This is a genomic window from Candidatus Enterococcus ikei (genome assembly GCF_017316105.1).
In the GTDB taxonomy this organism is placed as follows: Bacteria; Bacillota; Bacilli; order Lactobacillales; family Enterococcaceae; genus Enterococcus_L; species Enterococcus_L ikei.
In genome coordinates, this window is sequence record NZ_JAFLWD010000016.1 from 12,451 (window position 1) to 37,763 (window position 25,313).

Below are 25,313 nucleotides of genomic sequence, written 5' to 3' on the forward strand. Positions count from 1 at the left end.
CATTTTATTTCATTGTTTCAATAATTTGTTCCTTATCCATATCAATGATGATCCCAGCCGATAGTAAAACTAAAAATACATGGTCTACCGATTTGTTTGTTGCTTGAGCTAAAGCTTTACGATAAAGGTTCAGCTGCCCTCTATAACGGCGGATGATTTTTTCAATTTCAAGGCTGTTTTCAATATCTTGAACAAAATCCGTTTTATAATCATATAGCGTGCAGAAGTCTTCATTTTCGATATACCCATCGATCATTCCGTGGATCAATAAATCATCTTCAGTTTTCTTTGGATAGTCTTTGATAAGTTCTTCTGCTCTCAGTAACATTGAAAACGGCTGTTCACGTACAACATAAGCAGGATTAGCTAAAAGTTGTTGTCCTAAATTTGTTTGATAAAAGGATAGGACTTGATCAATATTGATTTGTTTTGCTACATTTTCTTGGATAATTTTTGTTTTAACCAGTTCTTCAATCAATTGTTCAATTCTAGCTCTAGTTAGTTCTTTAGTCAAATCCAGCAGTTGCAATACATAGTGTGTTGCTGTACCAATCTCTACAGCGGAGGGCTTGCGGATGGTTTCAATAAATCTAGGTTTTCCTAACTCACCTTCGCTCATTCGATGCACGATCATCGGAGTTGCCTGAATCGTATTCTTTTCGTCTAATTCAATTTTTGCAATCTCTTTATTATCAGGGTCTTCAAAAACCCGTTTGATTTCTGAAACTGACTGATAATTTGTCGTTTTTGTAGCTAGTTGATACGGATATGCATAGTTTAAACGATGAAGACCTTTTTCAATTACTTTCGGGTCGCTTTTATTCGGATTTTCCTCTTTTATAGAACCTGTATCGATAAATTGAAGTGTTATAAATTGTTCTTGAATCGCTTTTTCTGTCATAAAAGCGACTGTGAAATTAGCTGGATGATGTGTGATTCCTGGGACTTTCTCTGTTAAATACTCGGTCTGAAATTCAGACATTTTCTGATGACGAATCAAGCTCATACCCACCCAGTTCATCAAGCTGCTCTTGCCCTGCAACCGATTTTCGCTAGGTAAAACCTTTGTTTGAACATCGCCGACCTTTAACCATTCTTTCCAGGTAGCCTCTTGGTTATTGTATGATCCAACAAGATAGAGTTTTTGTTCCGCACGTGTCAAGGCAACATATAGTTTGCGCATTTCTTCAGAAAGCAATTTCTTTAACTTCGCCTGCTTGATTGCTAAAAATGGTAATGTTTCATAAAGCATTCGATCAGTTTGATCAAGATAACGAATGCCTACACCTAGTCGATCATCAAAAATATATCGCTCATTTAAATCGCCTAAGTTGAATTCTTTCGTCATATCTAACACAAAGACTACCGGAAATTCTAAGCCTTTACTAGCATGAATTGTCATCACCCGAACTGCATTTTCTTCGCTCAAAATCACAGGCTCTGCTAAATCCTTATCTTTTTCCTGCATTTTTTCAATAAAACGAACAAATTGAAACAATCCTCGAAAACTCGTTTGTTCATAACTAGCTGCTCGATCCACTAAAGCATACAAATTCGCTTGTCTTTGTTTCCCTGCTGGCATACCTCCCACATAATCTAAATACGCAGTATCTTGGTAAATTTCCCAAATCAGTGTAGATAATTGATTTCGTCTGGCAATTTCCCGCCATTTTTCTAACCATTGTGCAAAGTGCTGCGTTTTTTCTTTTAATTTTTGATGTTCTTTATCCTCAGTTTCATTTTGATTAAAGGTTAAAAAAGCATCGTAATAGGAACTCTTTTTAGCTGCTAAACGAATCGTAACTAATTCATTTTCTTTTAATCCAACGATTGGAGAACGTAGAACAGCTGCTAATGGAATATCCTGATACGGATTGTCGATGATTTGTAACAGAGCAACCATTGTTTGAACTTCTGTTGCTTGAAAATAGTTTTGCGCATCATTCACTTGGATCGGAATTCCAGCTACTTTAAAAATTTCAAGAATCGTTAAATTATTTTTCTTTGTTGGTGTCAATAACACAATGTCGCTGTATGTGACTGGTCGATTTTCTTTAGTTGATTTGTCATAAATCAAAAACTGCTGATCGATCAATTCTCTGATTTTTAACGCGGTCATGTGCAGTTCGCCTTCGGTTTTATCTTCCAAAATCAGTTGAGAATCATCTGGATTTAAGCTTTCTTCTAATTGTTCTGCTTTTTTTTCATAAATTAGTAGTTCTGTATCATAATTCTCAGCTTCTGCAAATTGATCAAATCCATGAACGAGCTGAGCTGCTTCATCATAAGCGATTTGACCAACTCGTTCGTCCATCAATTGTTCAAAAACTAAGTTAGTAAAATCTAAGACATTTTTGCGTGAACGAAAATTTTCAGCTAAAATGATTCGTTTGCCCTCTTTATTTTGCCCATACTGATTATATTTTTCAATGAACAATGTGGGATCTGCTAAACGAAAGGAATAAATCGACTGTTTCACGTCACCTACCATAAACAGGTTTCCCTCATCAGCAGCTGGTCTTCGCAACCAATAAAGAATTGTTTCTTGTAATCGGTTGATATCTTGATATTCATCGACCAACACTTCATCAAATTTATCACGATAATACTTAGAGGCTTCTGTTTCTATCCATTGATCGGCTTCTTTTTTAGCTAAGATCGCCAAGGTAAAGTGTTCCAAATCATTGAAATCGACTAAACCTTTCTTTAATTTCTGCGTGCTATATTGATCAATGAAGGCTTTGCCGACTTTGGCCATTTCTTCAACAATCGGCATCGACAATTCCATAATTTCTTTCATTTGTTCAGGTGATAGAGTGAATAAATTAGCGATTGTATCATTGATTGCTTTTTTATTTTGCTCACGTAAATTTTTTGCCTGAGCAGCTATTTCCTTTAGTTCTTCTACGCGAACTGTGGGGTAGCGTTCAAAAGTGACCGTTTTTGATATGTCAAAACCAGATTCTAAGTCATTATCGGCTAATTGACTGCCGAAAGTTTCAACAAATTCTTTTTCATTTCTAGCAAGAATCGCTATTTTTTCTAATTTTTTTTCACCTTCCGTCAGACGAATCATTTCTTCGTAACGATCCACACAACGAAAGAGATTTTCCATGATTTGAGGCTTCAAAAAATCTTGGAATAAAGCAGAGTCTCCTAAGCGACCTGTCACTCGATAACTGTCAGCTAAACAGGTTAGCCATTCTTCTGGATCTGGATTAGCTCTGGCAAATTCATATAGCGAAAAAATCAACTTCGTTAGTCCGTCATCACTACGATCATTAGAAAAATTACTCGTTAATTGATAAAACGATTCTCGATTATCTGCATAACATTTTTCTCTGAGTTCGTCCCAAACATCTTCTTTCAAAAGCAACATTTCCGTCTCATCCGTCAATAAACGAAAGACAGGATCCATCTCAATCAAATAATAAAAACGACGAATAACAGTTAAACAAAAGGCATGTAATGTACTAATATTAGCTGTCGGAAGCAGTGTTAGCTGTCTAACAAAATGTTGTTTTTTCTCTTGATCACTTTCGTTTGTAATTGCTTTTTGAAGCGCTACTTGAATTCGGTCTTTCATCTCTTTAGCTGCAGCTTCTGTATAGGTTACAATCAGCAATCGATCGATATCCACACCGCTTTTTACTTTTTCGATCACTCGGCGAACGAGAACCGTCGTTTTTCCAGAGCCTGCTGAAGCAGAAACTAGGATATTATCATCCCCGTCAAAGACTGCTTGCCACTGATTATCAGTAAATTGTTCATTTTCTGGACGTAAAGGAATTTCTTTACTCATCGATTGGTCCTCCTTCTTGTTCATTTTCAATCAACCGATCCATCACTTCTTTTTTAGATAAAGTTTCGATGCGATTGTAATTATTTTCTTTTAACATCACATCAAAGTTACACACACTCCTAAACGGACAAAAGCGGCAAGCAATGCGTTCTTTCCCTTGATATGCTGGATTTAAGTCAATTTCTCCACTAGTGATTTTGTTACCCGCTTCAATAAACTTACTGCGATTATGTGTTAATAGAGCCTCTAATTCAGGCTCGGTCACAAATTTGTCTTCTTGACGGCGACCTGGTTTGATGATTTCTTTTGCCGATTCTTCAATTGGATAAATCAACGAACTTTGTTTCGCTTGTAAGCTTTTATCTAAATGACCCAACAAATCTGGATCATTTAATAACAATCCATCAAATTGAAATTTTTTTAAAAGCTGGTGCTCTTTTTTGTCTTCTGTTTCATAAGGAAGAATCGGATTATGAACATGGAGATAAAATGATCCCGCAGGCTTGGCTGTTTGACCAACCAAGTTTACAGCATCCATCAACGCTACATCCAAATAAGTCAGCATTTGCATGGCTAATCCATAATAGGCTTCGGTAATATTGAATTTCTTATGACTGGATTTATAATCGATTACTCCGAGATATAAAGAATCAGGTGTAACTAATTGGTCTAAGCGATCGATTTTACCTCTAACACTAATATTTCCACCATTTTTCAACGGTAATTCTAAGCCTTTAATGCCTTTTTGACTGGCAATTTGACCAAACAAAACCTCAGTCTGAACGGTACTCATTCCACTACGTTCACTTTGTCGTTTTAACGCCCAGCTAACTTTTTTGATTGTCTGAGCTAACTGATAGCGAATGTAGTTCATTCGGCTAGAAGAATCCAGAATCGAAAATTTAATCTCGCCAAACACAGTATTTAGTATCTGCTCTGTAAATTCATTTACTTCTCGATCCGTCAACTCTGATAACTGTTTATTTTGCATAATCAATAATTTAAAGAATTGATCTAAGGCTTCATGGAAAAAGTCTCCAGTTGCAGCCGGCGATAAACCAAAAACATCTCTTTCTTTCAATCCCAATCCAAAACGAGAGAAATACTGATATTGACAGCGGTAAAAACTTTCCATCCTGGAAACCGAGGTATAAATTTGTTTCGTATACAATTCGTCAGCTAGCTGTTCGTCTAAATTTTCCGGCAAGTTTTGATGTCCTAAACTCTCAAAGACATGTCCAGCTAGTTCAGCAAAAGAGTGTCCCATCAATTCCCGTTCCAACGCTAACCAAAACGCTGAAATTCCTTCTTGCGTTTCTTTTTTCTGCCGTTTCAAATTTGTTAAATCGCTGATCAAGGTTCGATAGGTCCCAATATGTTCCAAACTGACCTGATCGTCATCAAAAATCGTTAGCGCATTTCTCTTTTGTCCCCTTAACCCTAAATCATTTTGTATATTTATTAGATAACTTGAGACTTTAACGTCTTTGACCGTATCTTTCACACTTGGATAAGAAAAATACAAACGCTCAGTTGCCGAAGAAAACATGATATACGCATTAAAGGGTTCCTTGGCGATGCTTTTTCTCGTGTCATTCAATAAAAATTGTGTATCATCCAAATACCCATTCACAAATTCTCGCTCTTCATCAGAAAGCAACGTTTTATTATCAAATTTTTGCGGTAAAACTTGATCGGTCAACCCAATTGCAAAAACCACTTTTGCTTGCCCTGGACGAGCTAAATCTATCGCACGAACTTGTACTTGGTCAATGGCTGTTGGTACTTTATTATAGCGAAGCCCTTCTAAACCACTAGAGAAAATTTCTTCAAATACACCCAAATCAAATGGATCATTGCCATAAATCGTCACGTATTCATCTAATAAAGTCATCAAGGCTTCCCAAGTCTGTTCGTGATTTCTGGCCGCTTCTAATTGTCCACTTTCAATTGCTTGGCTACGCCACATCATCAATTGCTTTTCTACACCATTTTTCACTAAGAAGCGATAAAAATAATCTGCAGCCTCAATCCCAGTTTGTGCTTTTTGGATTTTTTTGAAAAAGGCTGGAATGGTTTGTTGGATCATTTTACGTACGGTATTCGCATCTTTTTCAATTAATTCAGTATCATCTTGTTGGTCAGCTTCAAAATCATACCGGATAAAATGCCAGTCTTTATTATTCTCCCAGTGATATCCTTCATAACCATAAGCCAGTACGACATTTTCAGTTACATCGATTTTACGGCGCCACTCATTTCGTGTAATCTGCCAATCTTCTATCGCAAGTTGATCTTCAATCGGAAAAAACAACTCTGTTCGTAAAAAGCGCAACACATCACGATAGCGATAGTGGTATGCGTGAATTGCAAATAACGACTGAATAAATTCAACTAATGGATGCTGTTCCATCGCCATATCTCGATCTAAATAAACGGGAATCTCATGCAACGAAAATAAAGGCTCGATCATCGTTTCGTAACTATCAAGTTCTCTTGTTACAATTTGAATATCTTTATAACGATAGTTTTCTTCAACAACCAACCTTCTGATTTCTTTTGCTATATGATTGATTTCTTCTTTGGGATTTTCCGCACACCAAAGTTGCAGATGATCATCACTAAGTGTTTCCTTCTTTCTCTTTGGATGATTCTCTTGAGCTGATATCCAGTATTCTTCAAGAGTTTGAATACTCTCGTTTTCAATCAGGAAGTTACTTGTTTCTACATAATCAGGCAATATCGGAACATTTGATTTTCTAGCTAATTGATAAAGTTGATAATACGTAGTTCCTGTTTCATAAAATAAATTCATCATTGATGGTACTTCATTCGGATACTTTTTATCCAAAATAAAAGAAATTTTGACTTCACCACCTCGGCGCATCAGCACATCGATCAGCTTTAATTCTCTTGCGGAAAAATGATGATAACCATTGATCACAAAAAGAACCTTACTAAGATCTTTGGTTTCCAAATAGTCGGTTAAATAATTAATGATTTCTGCTGATTTGATTCCATATTGAGCCATAATTTCTTCAAATTTAGTAAAAACTAATTTAATATCTTGAATCTTTAATTGCAAATCCTGTTCTTTACTCGTTGATTCAGGTCCTGACATATGAGCGAATAAGTCTTCTAAATCGATATTGCCCTCTTTCATCTCCTGATATAAATCAAACAACTGTTGGATAAACCCAGATTTATTGATTTCTCCGCGGAATACTTTTAATGATTCTTCATTTTCTGATAAAATCTTTCTCAAAACCATTGCAGCTCCAGCTTCGGAAAGTACTTCTGAGCTGTAGTATTGTGTATGTTGTAAATAGTACCATGCTAAACGGTAAAAACTAAACACTTGTAAACGCATAGTAGCTATTGAATCACTTTGATCATTTTGGATTTTCTTTATTCGTTTAAGTGCATTGATCTCTTGTTCAAATTTCATGTGATTCGGTACTAAATAGAAAACTTCATGTGCCTCATCATCAGATAACCACTTAACAGAGGCTTGCAAAAGCGCTTCTTCTAAGTCCATCTCTGCAGTTCCACGGATAAATTGTAAACTCATACTCTCACATCCTTTATCAATTTTCTCATGCTCTTAGTTTATCATAAATCAGCCACAAATATAGCTTTTACTATCCAACAAAAAAAAGCCTCTTAATTAAAAGAGAACTTTCTTATATAAGCTAGTTGCTTTGTATTTAATTGTCACTTATTTAAATTGTTCCAAAACGATTTAGCGGCCACAAGACAAATTTAACGTCACCTAATATTTTATCATGACTAATAAATCCGATCATTCGACCATCTTTGGAATTCCGACGGTTATCACCCATCACAAAGTACTCACCTTCTGGTACTTTCTGCTCACCAGTCACTTCGTTCAGCGTAAAATCAAGTGTTAGCGGTAAACCATCTGTCACTTCACCTTTAAACTTATCCAAATAAGGTTCTTTTACTTCTTTGTTATTGATATATAAAATATCATCTTTATATTCAATAGTATCACCTGGCAAACCAATTACACGCTTGATATAATTCTTTTTAGGTTCGTCTGGTGCTGGAAATGTTACGATATCAAAACGTTTGATTTCCGTATTTTTCAAGGCAATCACTCGTTCACCATCAGCTAATGTCGGGTCCATCGAATGACCTTTTACTACAACAGGTGTAAAAACAAATTGTCTCAATAAAAATAATAGTGCTGCTAATCCAATAAAAAATAATATTGTATGTAATAACTCTTTAGATTTCAAACTCATTCCTCCAAAAAACTTGCTTTCTATAGTTTACCACAGACAATGAAATTTCTACAGGATTCTTTTCTTTTTACCTAACTTTTTAATGGATATCTTAATAATTAAGACGTTAAACAAAATACTCTTCAATAAGCTATTCCATGAAAAAATGAATTGGAACCACTTTAATACTTACATGTCTGTTACAACAATATAATAAACAGCTAATGGTCCATGTAAGCCCACAACTAATTGCATTTCAATATCACCGGAGTTTGAAGGACCTGAAATAAAGTGAATCGCTGAACCGACTTTTTCCCCTTTTTCTTGTTTTTTTGCATAATAAGCTGCAGCTTGTGTAGAACGAGGAACAATTTTGCTCATTGGGATGATTGAAATATAATGTTGCGGTAAAAAATGTAGCGAACGACCTTGTCCAGCATTTGTTTCAACAACGATTGAACCTGATTCTGCTAATAAAAATTCTGCAAAAGCAATGGCAATATTGGCGCGTTCGGCATTAGCGATATTCGTTTCTCTTTGTTCTGCGCCTTTTTCCCAAAACATTAGCTGGTCATCTGCTGACTCCAAGCGATGTTCTTTAGAAAATTGTTCCAATCCATATTCTGCAAATCTTTCATCGATTGGCAATAAAATCTTCCCTTGACCTAATTCTTTGGTTAACTGATCGATGGTATCTTTTAATTGCGCTTTTGTTGTTTCTACAAGATTAGTATTAATCTTTTCTACTCTTTTTTTAGCAATCTCTAAAAGCTCTTTTGATGACTTATCTTGAAGTGTTGTTGCAGGCAAATCATTGATTGGGTAAAATGGATGCTCCGCTACATTTTGCCGTTCTATTCCTAATTTTTCAGTTAGATTGTTTAGAAACGATTCTCTATTCTGAGTATCGATATTAGTCATTTTTTTCACCTGCTTTATGCTTTTTGTACCAACTTCTAAAATTCTCTGAGCTTTTTGGCGGACGTGGTAAATCCCTAACATCGGTCCAACCTTTAACAAGACCAGGCCCTTTTGATACAAAACCGCCATATTGGAACATATTATCTACTGTAATTTTGTTTTTCTTACTCAATGGTGCAAGTCCTGCATGATCTACCTTCATGGCCATTTTAAATAAACTTGGAGTAGCTGTGGCTTTACCCACGACCCGCATTTGGAAATCATCGAAACCATGCTGCATTTTCAACTCATTTGTCATCACTCTTCGATGCTCAATCAATAGCTCATGCAAAGGAATTTTCACAGGACAAGTATCTGTACAAGCGCCACATAGACTAGACGCATAAGGCAGATCGCCAAACTGTTTGTATCCACCTAAAACAGGAGATAAAACAGCACCAATTGGGCCAGGATAAATAGAGCCATAACCATGACCGCCAATATGACGATACACTGGACAAACATTTAAACATGAACCACAGCGAATACATTGAAGGACAGGTTGAAAAGCAGTTCCTAGAGCATTTGAGCGTCCATTATCTAAGATCACAACATGAAACTCTTCTGGACCATCAGATTCATCTTCATTTTTGATACCAGCAAAAGTCACGTAAGTTGTTAAGCTTTGACCGACTGCACTTCTAGCCAAGAGATTATCCAGCACTTCTGCTTCTTTCATACTTGGAACGATCCGCTCCATTCCCATCAAAACAATTTGGGTTTTTGGAATACTGATCGTCAAATCTGCGTTTCCCTCATTCGTATCTAAATTGATCATACCACTGTCCGCAATTGCAAAATTACAGCCTGTAATGCCAACTTCTGCTTCTAAGAAAAATTTTCGCATGACCTCCCGAGCGCATCGGGCCAAGTTAACTGGATCGTTATTTCCTTTATAACCTAATTTCTTTTCAAATACTTGACGAATTTGTTCACGGTTTTTGTGAATACTAGGGAAAACAATATGGGAGGGTTCGTCCCAATCATCCATTTGGAGAATAAATTCGGCTAAATCTGTTTCCATGACACTTACACCATTCAACTCCAATAACATTGGATCAATATCAACCTCAGTCGTTACCATAGATTTTGATTTAACAACTTTTTTGGCATTTTTATCTAAAACGACTTGCTTTACATACGCTCTTGCTTCTTCTGCTGTTTTAGCGAAAAAGACTTTCCCACCTTGTTCTGCTACTTTGTCACTAAACTGTTCTAAATAGTCTGGTAAATAAGCTATCGTATGTTGTCTGATTTGCTCACCCAATTCACGCCACTGTTCCCAATTTCCTAATTCTACTCTAGCCCCTTCACGTTTGATCCATTGATCATCTTGGGCTTTCGCCACCGCTTTTTGCATAAAGCTATCTTTTTTACTATCTTCTAATCGTTCTTTAAATGGTTTTGAGCTAGTTGTTAATCCCACACTGTTTCCTCCTAGATGACTGTCATTGTTTTTGGTTGGTCCATACGTGTCTGATCTACCTGTTGGTTTAAAACTTCTGCGATATGCATGATTTTAATTGGCTTGCCTTCTCGATTGAATTTCCCACCAATATTCATTAGGCAGCCCATATCTGCACTAATTAAAACTTCAGCCTCTGTATCAAGTACATCGTTCATTTTTTCTGTAACCATTTGTTCAGATATCTCAGGCATTTTTACTGAAAAAGTACCACCGAATCCACAACAGTTTTCGATATGATTTAAAGGAATCATCTCTAAACCAGCCACATGGTCTAACAAGATAAACGGCGCCTCTCGCTCTTTTAAAATTCTTGTCATATGGCATGAACGGTGATAAGTCGCTTTAGCTTTTAGCGTCGCTCCAACATCCGTAACACCTAAAACGCGATACAAAAATTGACTAAATTCAAATGATTTAGCCGCTAAAGCTTCAGCTTTCGGTCCATAAACGGGATCGTTCTTTAAAAAATGTTGATATTCTCTTAACATCCCCACACATGAGCCAGCCGGTCCGACTACGTATTCTGCCTCTTCAAAACAGTCGATTTGATTTTTCAATGTAGCATAGCTCTCTTCAACATAGCCACTATTATAGGTTGGCTGTCCGCAGCAGGTTTGATTATCTGGGAAAGATGTCTCACAACCTAAACGTTCCAAAACCTCCACCATTGCTTGCCCTACATTCGGAAAAAGCAAATCAACAACACATGTAGAAAAAATACTTACCTTCAAAAAAAGCCCTCCTCGTAAAAGTTGTACGAAAAGGGAGAATTAGTCATCTATACAGTCAAAAATAACGTTGGCTTATATATTCACTTTTACAAAAAGTAACAGACAACCACAAGACCATTATCATACAACTTAGAATCAAAATCATTTTGTAACGTTTATTGTACAAAGATAATTTTATCAGTATTTCTTCTATTTATCAATTCATTTCCTTATGCTTTTTCGCATACTTCATTAGGAAATTGACACCATGAAATAAAAAAAGTAAATACAAGGTAACCCTTTAGCTAGTATATATTTTATTAAACTAGCAAATAATTTTTGACAGATTTAACAATTGAGTAGAAATAATAAAGAAAAATAGATGACTGGACAAGAAACATTTGATAAACTGTAAAAGAGTATGAGTTGTAAGGGAGGTTATTTATCATGTTCATAACATTTGGTATGTTTATAGGCTTAATTATATTAACGATTATCATGATTGTTGCTATTATTTACTTGACTTTTACTGGAGGAAATAAACAACATTCACGCCATAAAAATGTGCAACAGGCACAAGAAGCTTCAAAACATTTGCTAGCTCAAAATAACAATGAGTTATCTCGGCGTTCACAGCATTCAACTTCATTTAAAATAAATCAAGAAACTGACTTTAGACAACAGTCAGATAGAAATGATCCCCAACAGGATGTGGACATTGATGAAGTTGATGACTCACTTCATGTTTTACCTTATCCTAAAGACAATAAGTTTGAGTAAAAAGCAAAAAGAGAGCACGAACCGACCTAGTATCAAGAATAAAAATGCTACGTTTATCCATCGTGATTTTGATTTTAAAGTGTTTGAGAAATAATTCCTTTAATTATTTCTCAAACGCTTATTTTTTTAATATATATTTTGTATTAAAAAAATAAATAACTATTGTTATATGTGATAGCACCCATAAAATTTGACTTTAAATCATTCTATTTCTATAATTTGGAAAAAGGTAACAGGAGTGATGAAATGGAGATTTTATTAAATGAAAAAAGTAAAAAAAAAATCCAACTTTTTACAGAATTATTATATAGAGAGAATGAAGAAATATCTTTCTCCTATTTACAAAATTTTCTTGGTGTCTCTATCAGTACCTTAAAACGATATTTTCAAGAATTATCAATAGATATTAAGAATAACAAAACCCTCAAACATATACTATTAATACGAAATGTTGGTGGTTATGTGATTCGAAATCATTCAGCCCACGACATGGATTATCTAATTATTCAATTACGACTTAGTTACTTTGAAGAATCCTTACAATTTAAAATTTTTTTAGAACTCCTTTTAAACCATTATAATTCTGTAGAAGATTTAGCTGAAAAATTATATATAAGTCCTCCTCACCTTTATAAAAATATTAACATTTTAAATATTGAACTAGAAAGATATCCTTTAAAAATAGTTTTCAATCCTACTACTAATTTTGAAGGAAAAGAAAAATATATCCGTATGCTCAATTTTTATTTTTTTTGGAGTGTTTATCGTGGGATCGCTTGGCCATATGATTTTCAAAATATGAAGCACTTTTCGGAAAATGTTGACTTTGGCGTATTACAAAAGAATTATTCCGACTCAGTAATCAAACGTTTGGAGTTCATGGTTGGTCTTTTTATGGTTAGACAAGATAATCATCCCATTCGTTTACCCAAAAAAATCAAAGAGTTATCAAAGCATTTTGCAACTACTAACGCTATTTCAAAACTTGTAGAACCATTTTTGGCCACTGAAGATGAGATTTTATTTTTTAATTTACTGGCAAGATGTTATATTTCTGAAATTGATACGCTACAGGATAAATATAGACTCTATGATTCATTTCCTAGAAGCTTGCCTCTAATCAGCGCCTGCGACTTACTAATTGAAGAATATGAAAAATATTTTTATAAGGATTTTTCTATGAATAAAGAGCAAAAAACAACTCTCTTTTATTCTTTGTTGATTGGTATGATTCAAGCAACGTATTTTTCAATTAGCCCTATACAGTTTTTTAGAACGGCATTTATAGAAAATATGGAGACAAAACTTTCTATTAAAGATAATCCAAAAGTTAATCACTTTTATAAGAAATTTCGAGAGGAAAATCCAGATTTCCCCTTACCTACTCATTCTGATTTTGGCATCTGTATCTTGTTAACCATTTTAACAGAAACTTTCTTATGTCCTACTTTATCTATTTATATAAAGTATTCTAGAAACTCTCTTGGGTCAGTTTATATAGAAAATAAATTACACATGCTTTTCAATCCAAGAGCTATTCACTATACTGATTGCTTAGAAAAAGCCGATCTTGTAATCATTGACTGCTTCGAAGATCGTGAAAAAAAAAATAACCAGAAATTTTTTTACATTTCAGATGTTTATAATGAACAAACTTGGCATGAACTATTCACTTGTATTCAAACTTTATTTTTTAAAGCTAAATCAACCTTTTATTAGCCCTTACCTCTAACAGAGAAAAACGAGATAGCACAGGAATACACTTCGAAAAACAAACTGTTTATATAAATTTTGAGCCAGTAACAAAAAACTGATTTTCAGTTTTTTGTTACTGGCTCCTTTATTTTTAATGCGACTTCATTATTATTAGTGAAAATAAAGACAATTTTATTAAATCATACTGTTATGGTGCATTTTCTATTATCCACATAATACTAGATGAGTATTCTTTATTTGCAAGTACTGTACCTGGTAAAACATTCAATAAAATTTGTTGTTGTTCTGATTTTCCTAGCATAAATGATAGTTGACCATTTACCGCATTTTTATTGTAATAAAATTCAGTAGTTTTTTTATCACTCAAGCGTTTTCTTATTTGATTGCCAGCAGCATCAGTTGTTTGAAGAACTAACGTACTCGCCGTTTGATTTCCTTGATTCGTTTGTAACGGCTGGCTTAATTTCGTAACAATCCGCCAATTTCCCATTACATACCGCGTATCTTCAATTATTAGGTTTAAGGAATCTTGAGTTGAAACAAACTGTTTTTTCGAATTAATTGTTTGCTCACCAAATGAGATGTTCGAATCTACATGACTAAAGCCTATAGTCCCTTCTAGTAAAGTTGCTGTCACTGTTTTCTTAAAAGTTCCAAAACTAAAAATAATGTCATATATTCCAGGTTTCTTATCGATCGTTCCTTGATTAATCATAATCTGATCTGTTTTATTTTCTCCAGTTTTGACATCCCAAAGTTCAGCCTTTGCGTATTTTAATAAAAATTTTGGCCGCTCTTCTACTTTTTCTGGAAAATCAATGGCCAACGCTGAAAAATCCGCAACATGAAACATATAGTTATCATTCATGATAGTTTGAGAATCTTTTACAAAAAACAATACTTTAATGATTGTTGTATTTTTGGCCGTATCAGTTAACGTAAGCTCTCCTTGAGCCACACCTACTTTAGTGATATCAGGTTGTTTGGTTAAGACCACTTCTACCGAATCGGCTCCAGCGTTATCATAAAGTCCTTTGTACATCTTAGAAATATCTGGTAACGGATCTCCTAATTGTATAACTTGATTAACTGGTTCCGCTTTTGGTGGAGTGGTATCTGCTACAGTTTGGACCAGAGACTTTTTACTACTATTCCCAGCAGCATCAGTAGCTATAACGTAATAGTTTTTGTAGGGTACCAAAGGTTGTTTTGTTGTTGGAATACTCAATGAATACGTATCATCTGCATTGGCTTTGCCTTCTAAAAATAAACTATTAGTTTCGTTATCATAAACTTTGACCGTCGAATTTTTTTCTGCATTACCTGAAAATATCGTACTTGCATCTTTTAAATCATTCAAACTTGGTTGTTCTGGTGGCGTTTCATCTAAAACTGAAACTGTCTTAGAAATCACTTTACCATGAATTGTACTTAAAATGGTTATCTTTTCCCCATAAGTGAAATAACTTCCAGTGGGAAGAGCATAACGAAAGTTCCCTTGGTTATCTGCTTGAATATGGTATTTGCCAGTGTCTCCATTTACTGGTGAATCGATCTGTGCAGCAGGTATTAATGTACTACCTGAAAAATTCAGAAAAGCATTGGGAAATGTTTTACCGATGATAGTATTACTATGTGGATCTTCATGATCTGTTACCAATTTTTCCGGTGTCAAGTTTATATTTACAGCATCTAACAGTGTTTGAGCTTTTTTCAAATTATTGTCAAAAGTATCGGATTCAGTTGTTGTAAACACCTCTTTAACTTCATTGAATTTTATACGCAACTCATCAATGCTTGTTTGGGTTACCTTTAGCTTAATCGCTGTTTGAGTTTCATCCGTAAATAAATCATTAATCAGTGCAGTGAACTCATTAAGTTCCTCTGTAGCGTCATATACACTAGGGGTGGTAAAAGAAATATTCCCCAAACTTAGTTTATAAGGAGTTACATCGCCATAATTATAGAGGCTTAGTTTACTTTGAGTAGATTTTGCCTTAAAAAAGAGATTAACCACTTTGGGCTTACCTTCCATTACAAATAGACCTAATGGCTTTTCGTTATTATCGATTTTTATACCTGCCTCAATCCCTGCAGCACTCATATCCCCACCAGACACCCTTGTTTTAAAAACATAGTAGTTGTTCGGAGTAGTTTGGAATGTTTGCTCAACGAAGATTGTCTGCTTTTCTCTTTGAGATTTAGTCAAGGAAACATTGCTATATGACACAATAAGCTTCCCATAACCGTCATCTTTTACTTTTATATTATCTTCAGGTTTTAGCTTGCCCATTGCCACCGTTTTTCCACCATAGTTGTAGTATCCATTCCAATTTTCTTGTTTTAATAAATTGGTGGCAGTGGTTTTCATATCTCCACTTGCTTTTATTTCGTTTGAATTTTTTAGAATTTTTTGATAAAAGAGCGCCCCTAAGAACACTAGCAACAATAAAAGTAGAATCAGTTTTTCTTTCTTTTTAATTCCCATTCCCTCCTCTTTGTTTTTCAGAACCACAGATAAAACATACTTTACATATTGTAGAAACATCTATAAGACTATCTTACACTGACCATTCCTAATATTAAACTCCATTACTGGTTCATTTATTGTTCTAGATAGGAGAATAACGGATATTTCACAAATAAAATCAAAGCGTTCACAAGGGTAACCATTCTTTTTAGAAAAGAACAACAGTAATTTTTCCGACAAAAAAAGAGTGTGGAACAAAAGTAAAATTCACTTTTGTTTCACACCCTAAATTCGAATAAACGGTGGAAGCAGAAGCAATCCCTTCGGAAATAAGCTTCTGCCCCATTCTCTCTCTAAATGTAAATAATCAAAACAATATTCGCTATTATTCGCTTCTTTGTATTCCATCTAATGCTAGGCATTTAAACACTGAAAGTTGATTACTTCCTAACTCAACAGTTTTGTCTCTACTTGTTCCAATTTCACAAACGTGCATTCAATTCTTTGGCTAAGCCTTCAAAGCCTGGTTTGCCCAGAAGCGCGAACATATTTTTCTTGTAGGCTTCTACACCTTCTTGGTCAAATGGATTCACACCGTTCAAATAACCTGAGATACCAACAGCTATTTCAAAGAAGTACATAACATAACCTAATGAATAAGCATCCATTGCAGGAATTTTAACGATCATATTTGGTACACCGCCATCTGTATGCGCAAGCAAAGTACCTTCAAAAGCTTTTGTATTTACAAAGTCTATTTCTTTTCCTTGCAAGTATCCTAGTCCGTCTAAATCTTCACTAAGTTCTGGGATCGAAACCACATGACGTGGTGTCTCAACTTTAACAACCGTTTCAAATAAATTACGCATGCCATCTTGAACGTATTGTCCCATTGAATGTAAGTCAGTAGAAAAATCTGCTGCTGCGGGGAAAATTCCCTTTTGATCTTTTCCTTCTGATTCACCAAACAATTGTTTCCACCACTCAGAGAAGTAATGCATTCCTGGTTCATAGTTGATCAACATTTCAGTTGTTTTGCCTTTACGATATAAGATATTTCTCAACGCAGCGTATTGATAGGCTTGGTTTTTACTTAAATCAGTTGTTGATGCATATTCTTTGCGCGCATCATTGGCACCTGTCATCAAGGCATCAATATCTCCCCCGCTAACTGCAATCGGTAATAACCCAACTGGCGTCAATACCGTGAAACGTCCACCGACATCATCAGGAATCACAAATGTTTCCCAACCTTCAGCATCCGCTTCAACTTTCACAGCACCTTTCTCACGGTCAGTTGTAGCATAAATACGCTTGTTCGCTTCTTCTTTACCATATTTTTTGATCAATAATTCTTTAAATACTCTAAATGCGATTGCAGGTTCTGTCGTTGTACCTGATTTAGAAATCACATTTACTGAGAAGTCACGATCACCAATAACATTGATCAAATCAGCTAAATAAGTTGAACTGATACTGTTTCCAGCAAAGAAAACTTGTGGTGCTTTTCGTTCATCTGCTGGTAATAGATTATTAAATGAATGATGTAAAAATTCGATTGCTGCTCTTGCACCTAAGTAAGAACCACCAATACCAATCACAACTAAAACCTCTGAATCAGATTGAATTTTTTCAGCCGCTTTTTTTATACGAGCAAATTCGTCTTTATCATAATTTTCTGGCAAATCAATCCAACCAGTAAAATCACTTCCAGCCCCAGTTCCTTCTCTTAATGCTTTGTCTACTGCAGTCACTTGTGTCTGCATGTATTCCAATTCATGATCAGCAACAAATGGTGTCAAATTGGAATAATCAAATTGAATGTGTGACATTCCTTCTCCTCCTTGAAATTAAACTTAATACACTCACTACTTTACGTTCTTTTCATGCTTTTTTCAAGCAAATTATGATTGTCTGTACCAATTTTATTTTAAATCAGTTAAAAAGACTTATTTACAGCACAAATCTAACTATTTCTCAGCAGAATTGGTCTATACAGAATAAAAGCAGAACCGAAAAAATGAAGAATGATTATGATTAAATCCCTCATTATCATTCTTCATTCTTACTTATTTTAAACTAGACTAATCCTTGACTTAACATAGCTCGTGCTACTTTTTCAAAACCAGCAATGTTAGCACCTAAAACAAAATTATTTGCGGCATCATATTTATTAGCTGTATCACGACATGTTTCATAAATGTTTTTCATGATGTCGTCAAGCATACCATCAACTTTTTCAAATGACCAAGATAAGCGTTCTGAATTTTGGCTCATTTCTAATGCGGAAACAGCTACACCACCAGCATTTGCAGCTTTACCAGGACAATACAATACCCCCGCTTTATCTAGCACTTCAACAGCATCCAACGTACACGGCATATTGGCGCCTTCCGCTACAATTTTGCCTCCATTTTTCACTAAAATTTCCGCCTGTTTTTCATTGATCTCATTTTGAGTTGCACAAGGTAAAGCAATATCGTAAGCAACTTCAAAATCCCAAACGGATTGACCGTCATAATACGTAGCATCTGAATGAGTTTCCACATATTTAGAAATACGCTCACGATTTTTTTCTTTTAATTCTTTCACTAATTCAACATCGATACCATTGGGATCGTAAATAAATCCATTAGAATCAGAACAAGTTAGAACACTGGCACCTAATTCTTTGGCTTTTTCCATTGCATAAATCGATACATTTCCACTACCTGAAACAACAACTTTTTTCCCTTTAAAAGAATCATTTAAGTCATTCAACAAATGCTTAACAAAATAAACGCAACCATATCCAGTTGCTTCAGTTCTTGCTTCACTGCCCCAATATCCTAACGGTTTTCCAGTTAAAACACCTGCATCATAATTTCTCAAACGTTTATACATACCGTATAAGTAACCGATCTCTCTTGCACCAACACCAATATCTCCTGCTGGTACATCAGTACTTGGTCCAATATGTTTTTGTAGTTCTGTCATGAAGCTTTGACAAAAACGCATGACTTCTGCATCTGATTTACCTTTGGGGTCAAAGTCACTACCACCTTTACCGCCACCAATAGGTAACCCTGTTAAACTATTTTTAAAAATTTGTTCAAATGCTAAAAATTTCATCACACTTAAATTCACGCTAGGGTGAAAACGTAAGCCGCCTTTATAAGGGCCAATAGCAGAATTATACTGAACACGGTAACCACGGTTGACTTGCCAATTTCCTTGATCGTCTTGCCATGGAACTCTAAATTGTAAAATTCTCTCAGGCTCAATCAGAACGCCTAAAATATTAGATTCAACAAATGCTGGATTTTCTTTCAAAAAGACTTCAACTGTTGGTAAAAATTCATCAACAGCTTGCAAGTATTCTACTTGCCCTCGATCGTTTTCATGAATCTTTTTTTGAATCTCTTCCACGTACTGTTTTGCTTCCATTTAATCACCCTCTCATTGTTATAATCCTATTTTAACCTAAATTCAGAAAATTTCCACAACTTTTTACTGTAAATTGAAAAAAACTTAGAAAAAATTTTCAAATTTGTGTTAAACTACCATTGAACTGGAGGAGAATTTATGAAATGTTTTGATGTTATTGTCGTCGGAGCAGGTACGAGTGGCATGATGGCGGCGATTGCTGCGGCAAAAGCCGGAAGCAGTACCTTATTGATAGAAAAAAATAAACGTGTAGGTAAAAAACTCTTATTAACTGGCGGCGGTCGTTGTAATGTGACCAACAATCGTCCTGCTGATGAGATCATTGCGCATATACCAGGAAATGGAAAGTTTTTGTATAGCGCTTTTTCACAATTTAACAATTACGATATCATGGAATTTTTCGAATCTAATGGTACCCATTTAAAGGAAGAAGATCACGGACGCATGTTTCCTGTCACTGATCGTTCAAAAACGATCGTTGAAACTCTATTCAATCAATTGGAAAAACTGGGTGTAACGATTTACACAGAAGCAAAAGTTGAAAAAGTATTACATAAAGAAGGACAAATCATCGGAGTCGCTTTAGAGCATGAAAAAATCTATGCACCTTGTGTCATTTTAACAACAGGCGGGCGTACCTATCCTTCCACAGGCTCGACAGGAGACGGATATAAACTTGCTAAACGATTAGGTCATACTATCAGCCCTTTGTATGCAACGGAGTCGCCAATCGTTTCTAATGATGATTTTATTACAGAAAAAACGTTACAAGGTCTTTCTTTACAAGATGTGGCACTTTCTGTTTTAAATAGCAAAGGGAAAGTAATCGTGACACATCAGATGGATCTTCTTTTTACTCATTTTGGTGTCTCGGGTCCGGCTGCTCTGAGATGTTCAAGCTTTGTTAATCAAGAATTAGTTAAAAATGAGCATAAAGCTGTTACTTTACAACTTGATATTTTCCCTCAAAAAACAGCATTAGAATTGAAAAACGAGATCCAAAGGAGACTTCTAGAGCAACCCGAAAAAGCACTAAAAAATTCACTGAAAAATCTTGTTGCTGAACGACTATTAGATTTTGTCTTGAACAAAACTGATCTTTCTGACTATCAATCAAAACAAATATCGGAGCAACAACTTGATAAAATTGTCCAGTGCTTAAAGTCTTTTAGAATAAATGCTGCAAAAACACTTCCGATCGAAAAGTCTTTTGTAACTGGTGGCGGAATTTCATTGAAAGAAATCCACCCTAAAACAATGGAGAGTAAATTGGTCAATGGATTATTTTTCGCTGGAGAGTTACTTGACATTAATGGTTATACTGGAGGATATAATGTTACTGCAGCATTTGTGACCGGACATGTTGCAGGCACACATGCGGCTAATATAGCCGACTATACTTTTTTACCATCTGTAGAGCAAGACTAATTAGGTTATAATTATAAAAGAACGAACATACTAACTAGAATACAAGTATTCGTTCTTTTTTCTTATCAGTATACAAATCAAAAAATAACTACGACTTTAGCAGGATAAAAATGGCAGAATAAATCGGTCTTTTGCTCGATTCTATACTCTTCTATTTATGGGAAACTACTCCTAGGAGGTGGTTATAATGAACATCAGCTTAAAACGCCAAACACCATGGGGATGCATGCGCCATTTTGTTATTTATAAAAATGGGATTAAACAAGGAAAGTTATTTAATAACATTGTAACAGAGATAGAAGTAGAAGATGGCGATGTTCTTAGTTTTAAAGAGGGTTATTTCTACTTTTCTAAAACAATAAAAATAGAGTCTGAAACGAAAGAAGTAGTTATTGTAAATAATAATCATATCAAGCAATTATTCTCATTATTTATTATTTTATTTCTAGCAATCTCTTTACTTACTTTTTCTATTACTTCTTTAAAAGGATTTATATCCACAGAGATCGCTTCTTTTTATATTTTAAATCTTTTATTCCGCTATTATTCTTATAGTTTCAAACTTGAACCTTCTGATTCACTGAATAGCGTTCCCAGAGTGGAAATTAGTTAAATAAACAAGAATAAGATTTTAAGGAGCTGGACAATAACTTTTCAAGTTATATATCAGCTCCTTAAAATCTGAATAAACGGTGGTAAAAAACGAATCTTCGGGAACACCCAAAATCATTGTAAAACACAACAAGAAATTCTTTAGAATAGACTCCACCAACAAGTGGAACCTTTGAATCATAATACAGATTATTACTATAAATTAAAAACACAACCTCTACCTAAAAAGGATAAGGTTGCGTTCATAGCCGTTATGAACAAATGGCTAACGGTCTTCAGAATAGGCGTGAATGAGATCACGTACGAGTTTCTCAGAGTTTCAATCACTTCGAGGGAATGTTTTCTGTCGCTCTATCATAAAAACTTATACTTCTTTTTCTGAAAAAGAAGTATCTAGAATATAACCAATAGAACGTATTGTTTTTACTTGAACAGGTGAATTTTTTAAATCAGCAAACTTTTTTCTCACATGAGAAACCAAATTACACACTCGATTTTTTTGAACCCCACTGCCATTTTTAGCCCAAACACCTTTGTAAATATCTTCATACGTAACTGTTTGGTTTTTATTTTTATACAAAATCGTTAATGCTAAAAACTCTTGTCTTGTCAAATCTACTTCTTGCTTTTTATTAACTAATACACATGATTTCTCTGGTATTATCTCAAAAGAAGATTGATTTTCTCGCTTTTTAACCGTTTCTTTTTTTAACCGTTTCAAAATGTTTTTCACAATCAAATCCATCTCATCCGCTTCCTCAGTGAAAATACCATCTGCTCCTAATTTTAAATAAACCATGCGAGAAGTAAAAATCATTTGATCCACATCTGCGAGAATAAGAATGTAAATATCAGAGATTTTTCTTATTTCTAACAACCATTCACATATATTTGTAAAGTTGAGTTCTTTACTCTCTTCTATTATAAGAACATCTAATTCACCTAAATCCTCTAAAGAAACTTTATCAATGAGTTCAAGTGAGCATTGTTGATCTAAATCCAATGTTTTATAGTAATTATTTTGAGGTGTTCTTAATGAAAAATAACCTATATTGTACATATATTTCTCTCCTAATTTATAGTGAATTTGAAAATGCTCTGTAAATTACCTTATATCACTAGTTATTTTTTTTATGTTTTTTTCTAGCACTTGTTTTTGTCATAGATTTTTTTCTATTTTTCTTAATAGCTTGAGCTTTTAATCTCTTTCTTTTCTGACGTCTTTTTTTACTGATATACTGACTTAACACAAAAGTAATGATGATTAATACTATAGCTCCCGCTACTCCTCCGATAATGTACCACTTTGTATTGTCAACTTCCAACTCAACTGCCTGTTCATTCAATTCCTGTGCTTCTTTTTTACTGATTTCAAAGTCTTTAGACCATTTCCATTCATCTGATCCGCTCGTCACATTCATATGCAATGTATATGTTCCAGGTTTAAACTCTTGGTTAGCCCAACTGATCCCAAAATTAAAATTTGAGTTAGGTGCCATACGCACGCCAGTTTTGTTCTGTTCAAAAAGACTCTCGTTTTTGCCTTTTTTAGTTACACGGACATCAACTTTCATGTCCTGTATAATTACGGGCTGCGTATTTTGAATATTTGCTTTTAAAACATTTCTGTAATTAACTTGTGAGGGTTGTATTTTCCCTAATTTCAAATCTGGTTTAATTGCATTATCATTTTCTCTAATCATTATACCAACCGCAAACGCTAAGCGATTCCTGATTTGTACTCCTGAGTTTTCTTTTTCTTCCTTTGTTTTGTCTTCTTTTTCAGTAAAATAAAGACCGCCCAATATTACACCATCAAATTCTTCTTCTGGCATGGTTACCTTCACTTTTAATGATTTTGAACTTTTTGCTGGAATAGTTGTTTCTTTTTCTAGCTCACTAATAGCTGAAAAAGGTGATTTTAACGTTTCATCTAACTTCGGTTCTGAATTACTATAGTCAACAATCCCATTATCATTAGTAATAGCTGTGTTGGCGTGATTTTCTACAGTCACTGGTTCGTCTAAAGGATTATTTATTAAAACTTCTAATTCTTGAACTTGCCCTGGCTTCATTTTTAAATCAAAGTAAGTTTTCGTTTTATCAATTTGATTTTCAGGAATTACTGCTGTCATAGAAACATTCATTTTTCCAACTTGTGCAGAAGCTTTTATAGGGGTACAACCTATCATTATAATCAAAAGTAACAGTGCGGCTATTCGTTTATTCATTACTAATTTCTCCTAACTTTCTTATGTTTGAATATATGTTATTTTTTTATGTAAGAACCAACCATTGCAACAACTTATCGCTGCAATGGTTGTTTTTATTGTTTTTGTTATTTGTAGTAGCGTTAATTCTATAGGGAAATGAGTGTTGGGGATTGTAACGTTGAATTTTCCACTTAATCCCTTTTTCAGATACACCCTTCTACTTTAAACAGCAAAACAATAATTTTTCTTATTTTTCTTCATTCTTACGGTCCATCTTCAAGTGTCCATATTATTTGAGTGGAATATTCTTTATCTGACTGAACAGTTCCAGGCAGGATATTCAACCCCACTTCTTTTTCTTTTTCTTTCGTAAAGTCCACTTGAATAACACCGTTGTTTAATTTGCTTGGTTCATACATCTGAGTATTTAATTCGGTCAGTTTTTTATCCACAACCTTACCTGATTCGTACGAGCGATAGACTAAACTACTCACTGAAGTCAACCCGTCTTTGGTTTTCAGTGGATGATCGACCTTTGCTAACAAACGCCATTTATTCATTTTAAATCGAGTGTCATTTATAGACAGGCTTAACTTATTTTCTGAAAGCACAAACTGTTTTTTCGATGTAATTGTTTGGGTTCCAAATGTGAGTTTGTCTATCGTTTTATCAAAAGACAAACTTCCCTCTAGGAGTGTTACTTTAAATACTCTTGTCAAACTTCCAAGCGTAACCGTGATCGAATATACTCCTGGTTCTTTTTTTAGGCTTCCTTGACTATAGACAAGTTTGTCATTGATCAACTGCCCTTTATCTAAGTCCCACGCCTCAACTGCTCCGTGTTTTAAAATAAATGCCTTTTGCTCAGCCGCTGTTTCTGGTAAATCAATGGCTAAAGCTGAGAAATCATCGGCTTTCAGTAGGTTTTTACTATCCATTGATGTCAAAGCATCTTTTACGATGATTGGTACAACAACAACGAGAGCATTTCCTGCTTTATCAGTCAATGTGATGTCAGCCGTTTTATACCCTGTTTTAGAAACATCTGGTGTTTTCGTCATTTTAATAGTTAAATCTGCTGTTCCAGCATTATCTGAAACATTCGCAAGCATTTTATCGATAGAAGGCAGCTTATCACCTAGGGTTAACTCTTGTTTCACCGCTTCAGCTTTTGGTGGTGTGGTATCGGCGACAACCTGAGAATCAGAAGCAACGCTGGCATTCCCTGCGGCATCTGTTGCAGTAACATAATACGTTTTATAAGGAACTAACGGTTTTTTAGCTTCTGGTACAACCAATGAATATTGACCATCCGTCCCAGCTGTTCCTGTTAAAAACACAGTTGCATCCGATTTATCATACATCGTGACCGTTGCTCCCGCTTCCGCCTGACCTGAAATGGTTCCTGTTTGGTCTTTGATTGCATTTAATGTCGGTTTCTCTGGTGGGATGACATCTTTGACTTGCCGTGTTTCAGAAGT

At 34.8% G+C, this 25,313-nt stretch carries 16 protein-coding genes; 4 read left to right on the forward strand and 12 right to left on the reverse strand.

The window, feature by feature from the left end; translation table 11 throughout:
* Nucleotides 1-4: 4 nt before the first annotated feature.
* The 6 genes from addA to JZO69_RS07670 all read right to left on the reverse strand — a co-directional run bounded on the left by addA (nucleotide 5) and on the right by JZO69_RS07670 (nucleotide 11,208).
* Nucleotides 5-3,802, reverse strand: a complete 3,798-nt coding sequence (gene addA, locus JZO69_RS07645; protein WP_207112302.1) for a helicase-exonuclease AddAB subunit AddA — start codon at nucleotides 3,800-3,802, stop codon at nucleotides 5-7.
* Nucleotides 3,795-7,373, reverse strand: coding sequence for a PD-(D/E)XK nuclease family protein (locus JZO69_RS07650; protein ID WP_207112303.1), 3,579 nt, complete (start codon nucleotides 7,371-7,373; stop codon nucleotides 3,795-3,797). The genes addA and JZO69_RS07650 overlap by 8 nt, the downstream gene beginning before the upstream one ends.
* A gap of 151 nt (nucleotides 7,374-7,524) precedes the next feature.
* On the reverse strand, nucleotides 7,525-8,070 hold the full coding sequence (gene lepB / locus JZO69_RS07655; protein WP_207112304.1) for a signal peptidase I: 546 nt from the start codon (nucleotides 8,068-8,070) through the stop codon (nucleotides 7,525-7,527).
* Nucleotides 8,071-8,238: 168 nt separating this feature from the next.
* Nucleotides 8,239-8,970, reverse strand: coding sequence for a LutC/YkgG family protein (locus JZO69_RS07660; RefSeq protein ID WP_207112305.1), 732 nt, complete (start codon nucleotides 8,968-8,970; stop codon nucleotides 8,239-8,241).
* The gene (locus JZO69_RS07665; protein WP_207112306.1) at nucleotides 8,963-10,435 is read right to left on the reverse strand and encodes a LutB/LldF family L-lactate oxidation iron-sulfur protein; all 1,473 of its coding nucleotides are present in this window, start codon (nucleotides 10,433-10,435) and stop codon (nucleotides 8,963-8,965) included. The genes JZO69_RS07660 and JZO69_RS07665 overlap by 8 nt, the downstream gene beginning before the upstream one ends.
* 11 nt (nucleotides 10,436-10,446) lie before the next feature.
* On the reverse strand, nucleotides 10,447-11,208 hold the full coding sequence (locus JZO69_RS07670; protein ID WP_207112307.1) for a (Fe-S)-binding protein: 762 nt from the start codon (nucleotides 11,206-11,208) through the stop codon (nucleotides 10,447-10,449).
* Nucleotides 11,209-11,634: 426 nt separating this feature from the next.
* Between JZO69_RS07670 and JZO69_RS07675 the strand changes: the two genes are divergently transcribed.
* A complete protein-coding gene (locus tag JZO69_RS07675) occupies nucleotides 11,635-11,967 on the forward strand; it encodes a Z-ring associated ZapG family protein (RefSeq protein ID WP_207112308.1) in 333 nt (110 codons plus the stop codon).
* Nucleotides 11,968-12,213: 246 nt separating this feature from the next.
* Nucleotides 12,214-13,686: a helix-turn-helix domain-containing protein gene (locus JZO69_RS07680; protein ID WP_207112309.1), complete on the forward strand. Its 1,473-nt coding sequence runs from the start codon at nucleotides 12,214-12,216 to the stop codon at nucleotides 13,684-13,686.
* A 184-nt stretch (nucleotides 13,687-13,870) separates the two neighbouring features.
* On the opposite strand, the gene JZO69_RS07685 is transcribed toward JZO69_RS07680, so the two are convergent.
* The 3 genes from JZO69_RS07685 to gdhA all read right to left on the reverse strand — a co-directional run bounded on the left by JZO69_RS07685 (nucleotide 13,871) and on the right by gdhA (nucleotide 19,579).
* Nucleotides 13,871-16,171, reverse strand: coding sequence for an Ig-like domain-containing protein (locus tag JZO69_RS07685; protein ID WP_207112310.1), 2,301 nt, complete (start codon nucleotides 16,169-16,171; stop codon nucleotides 13,871-13,873).
* Between the two features lie 464 nt (nucleotides 16,172-16,635).
* A complete protein-coding gene (locus tag JZO69_RS07690) occupies nucleotides 16,636-17,985 on the reverse strand; it encodes a glucose-6-phosphate isomerase (protein WP_207112311.1) in 1,350 nt (449 codons plus the stop codon).
* A gap of 247 nt (nucleotides 17,986-18,232) precedes the next feature.
* The gene (gene gdhA / locus JZO69_RS07695) at nucleotides 18,233-19,579 is read right to left on the reverse strand and encodes an NADP-specific glutamate dehydrogenase (RefSeq protein WP_207112312.1); all 1,347 of its coding nucleotides are present in this window, start codon (nucleotides 19,577-19,579) and stop codon (nucleotides 18,233-18,235) included.
* A gap of 138 nt (nucleotides 19,580-19,717) precedes the next feature.
* Here gdhA and JZO69_RS07700 point away from each other — a divergent pair, with 138 nt between their 5' ends.
* Nucleotides 19,718-21,007, forward strand: coding sequence for a BaiN/RdsA family NAD(P)/FAD-dependent oxidoreductase (locus tag JZO69_RS07700; RefSeq protein WP_010772611.1), 1,290 nt, complete (start codon nucleotides 19,718-19,720; stop codon nucleotides 21,005-21,007).
* Between the two features lie 187 nt (nucleotides 21,008-21,194).
* On the forward strand, nucleotides 21,195-21,620 hold the full coding sequence (locus tag JZO69_RS07705; protein WP_207112313.1) for a hypothetical protein: 426 nt from the start codon (nucleotides 21,195-21,197) through the stop codon (nucleotides 21,618-21,620).
* Nucleotides 21,621-21,983: 363 nt separating this feature from the next.
* Here JZO69_RS07705 and JZO69_RS07710 read toward each other — a convergent pair whose 3' ends face one another.
* The 3 genes from JZO69_RS07710 to JZO69_RS07720 form a co-directional block, all read right to left on the reverse strand.
* A complete protein-coding gene (locus JZO69_RS07710; RefSeq protein ID WP_010772613.1) occupies nucleotides 21,984-22,679 on the reverse strand; it encodes a response regulator transcription factor in 696 nt (231 codons plus the stop codon).
* A gap of 58 nt (nucleotides 22,680-22,737) precedes the next feature.
* Complete coding sequence (locus JZO69_RS07715) at nucleotides 22,738-23,850, reverse strand: WxLIP family cell surface protein (protein ID WP_010772614.1); 1,113 nt, start codon at nucleotides 23,848-23,850, stop codon at nucleotides 22,738-22,740.
* A gap of 245 nt (nucleotides 23,851-24,095) precedes the next feature.
* On the reverse strand, nucleotides 24,096-25,313 hold a 1,218-nt coding region (locus JZO69_RS07720), incomplete at its 5' end, for an Ig-like domain-containing protein (RefSeq protein ID WP_207112314.1).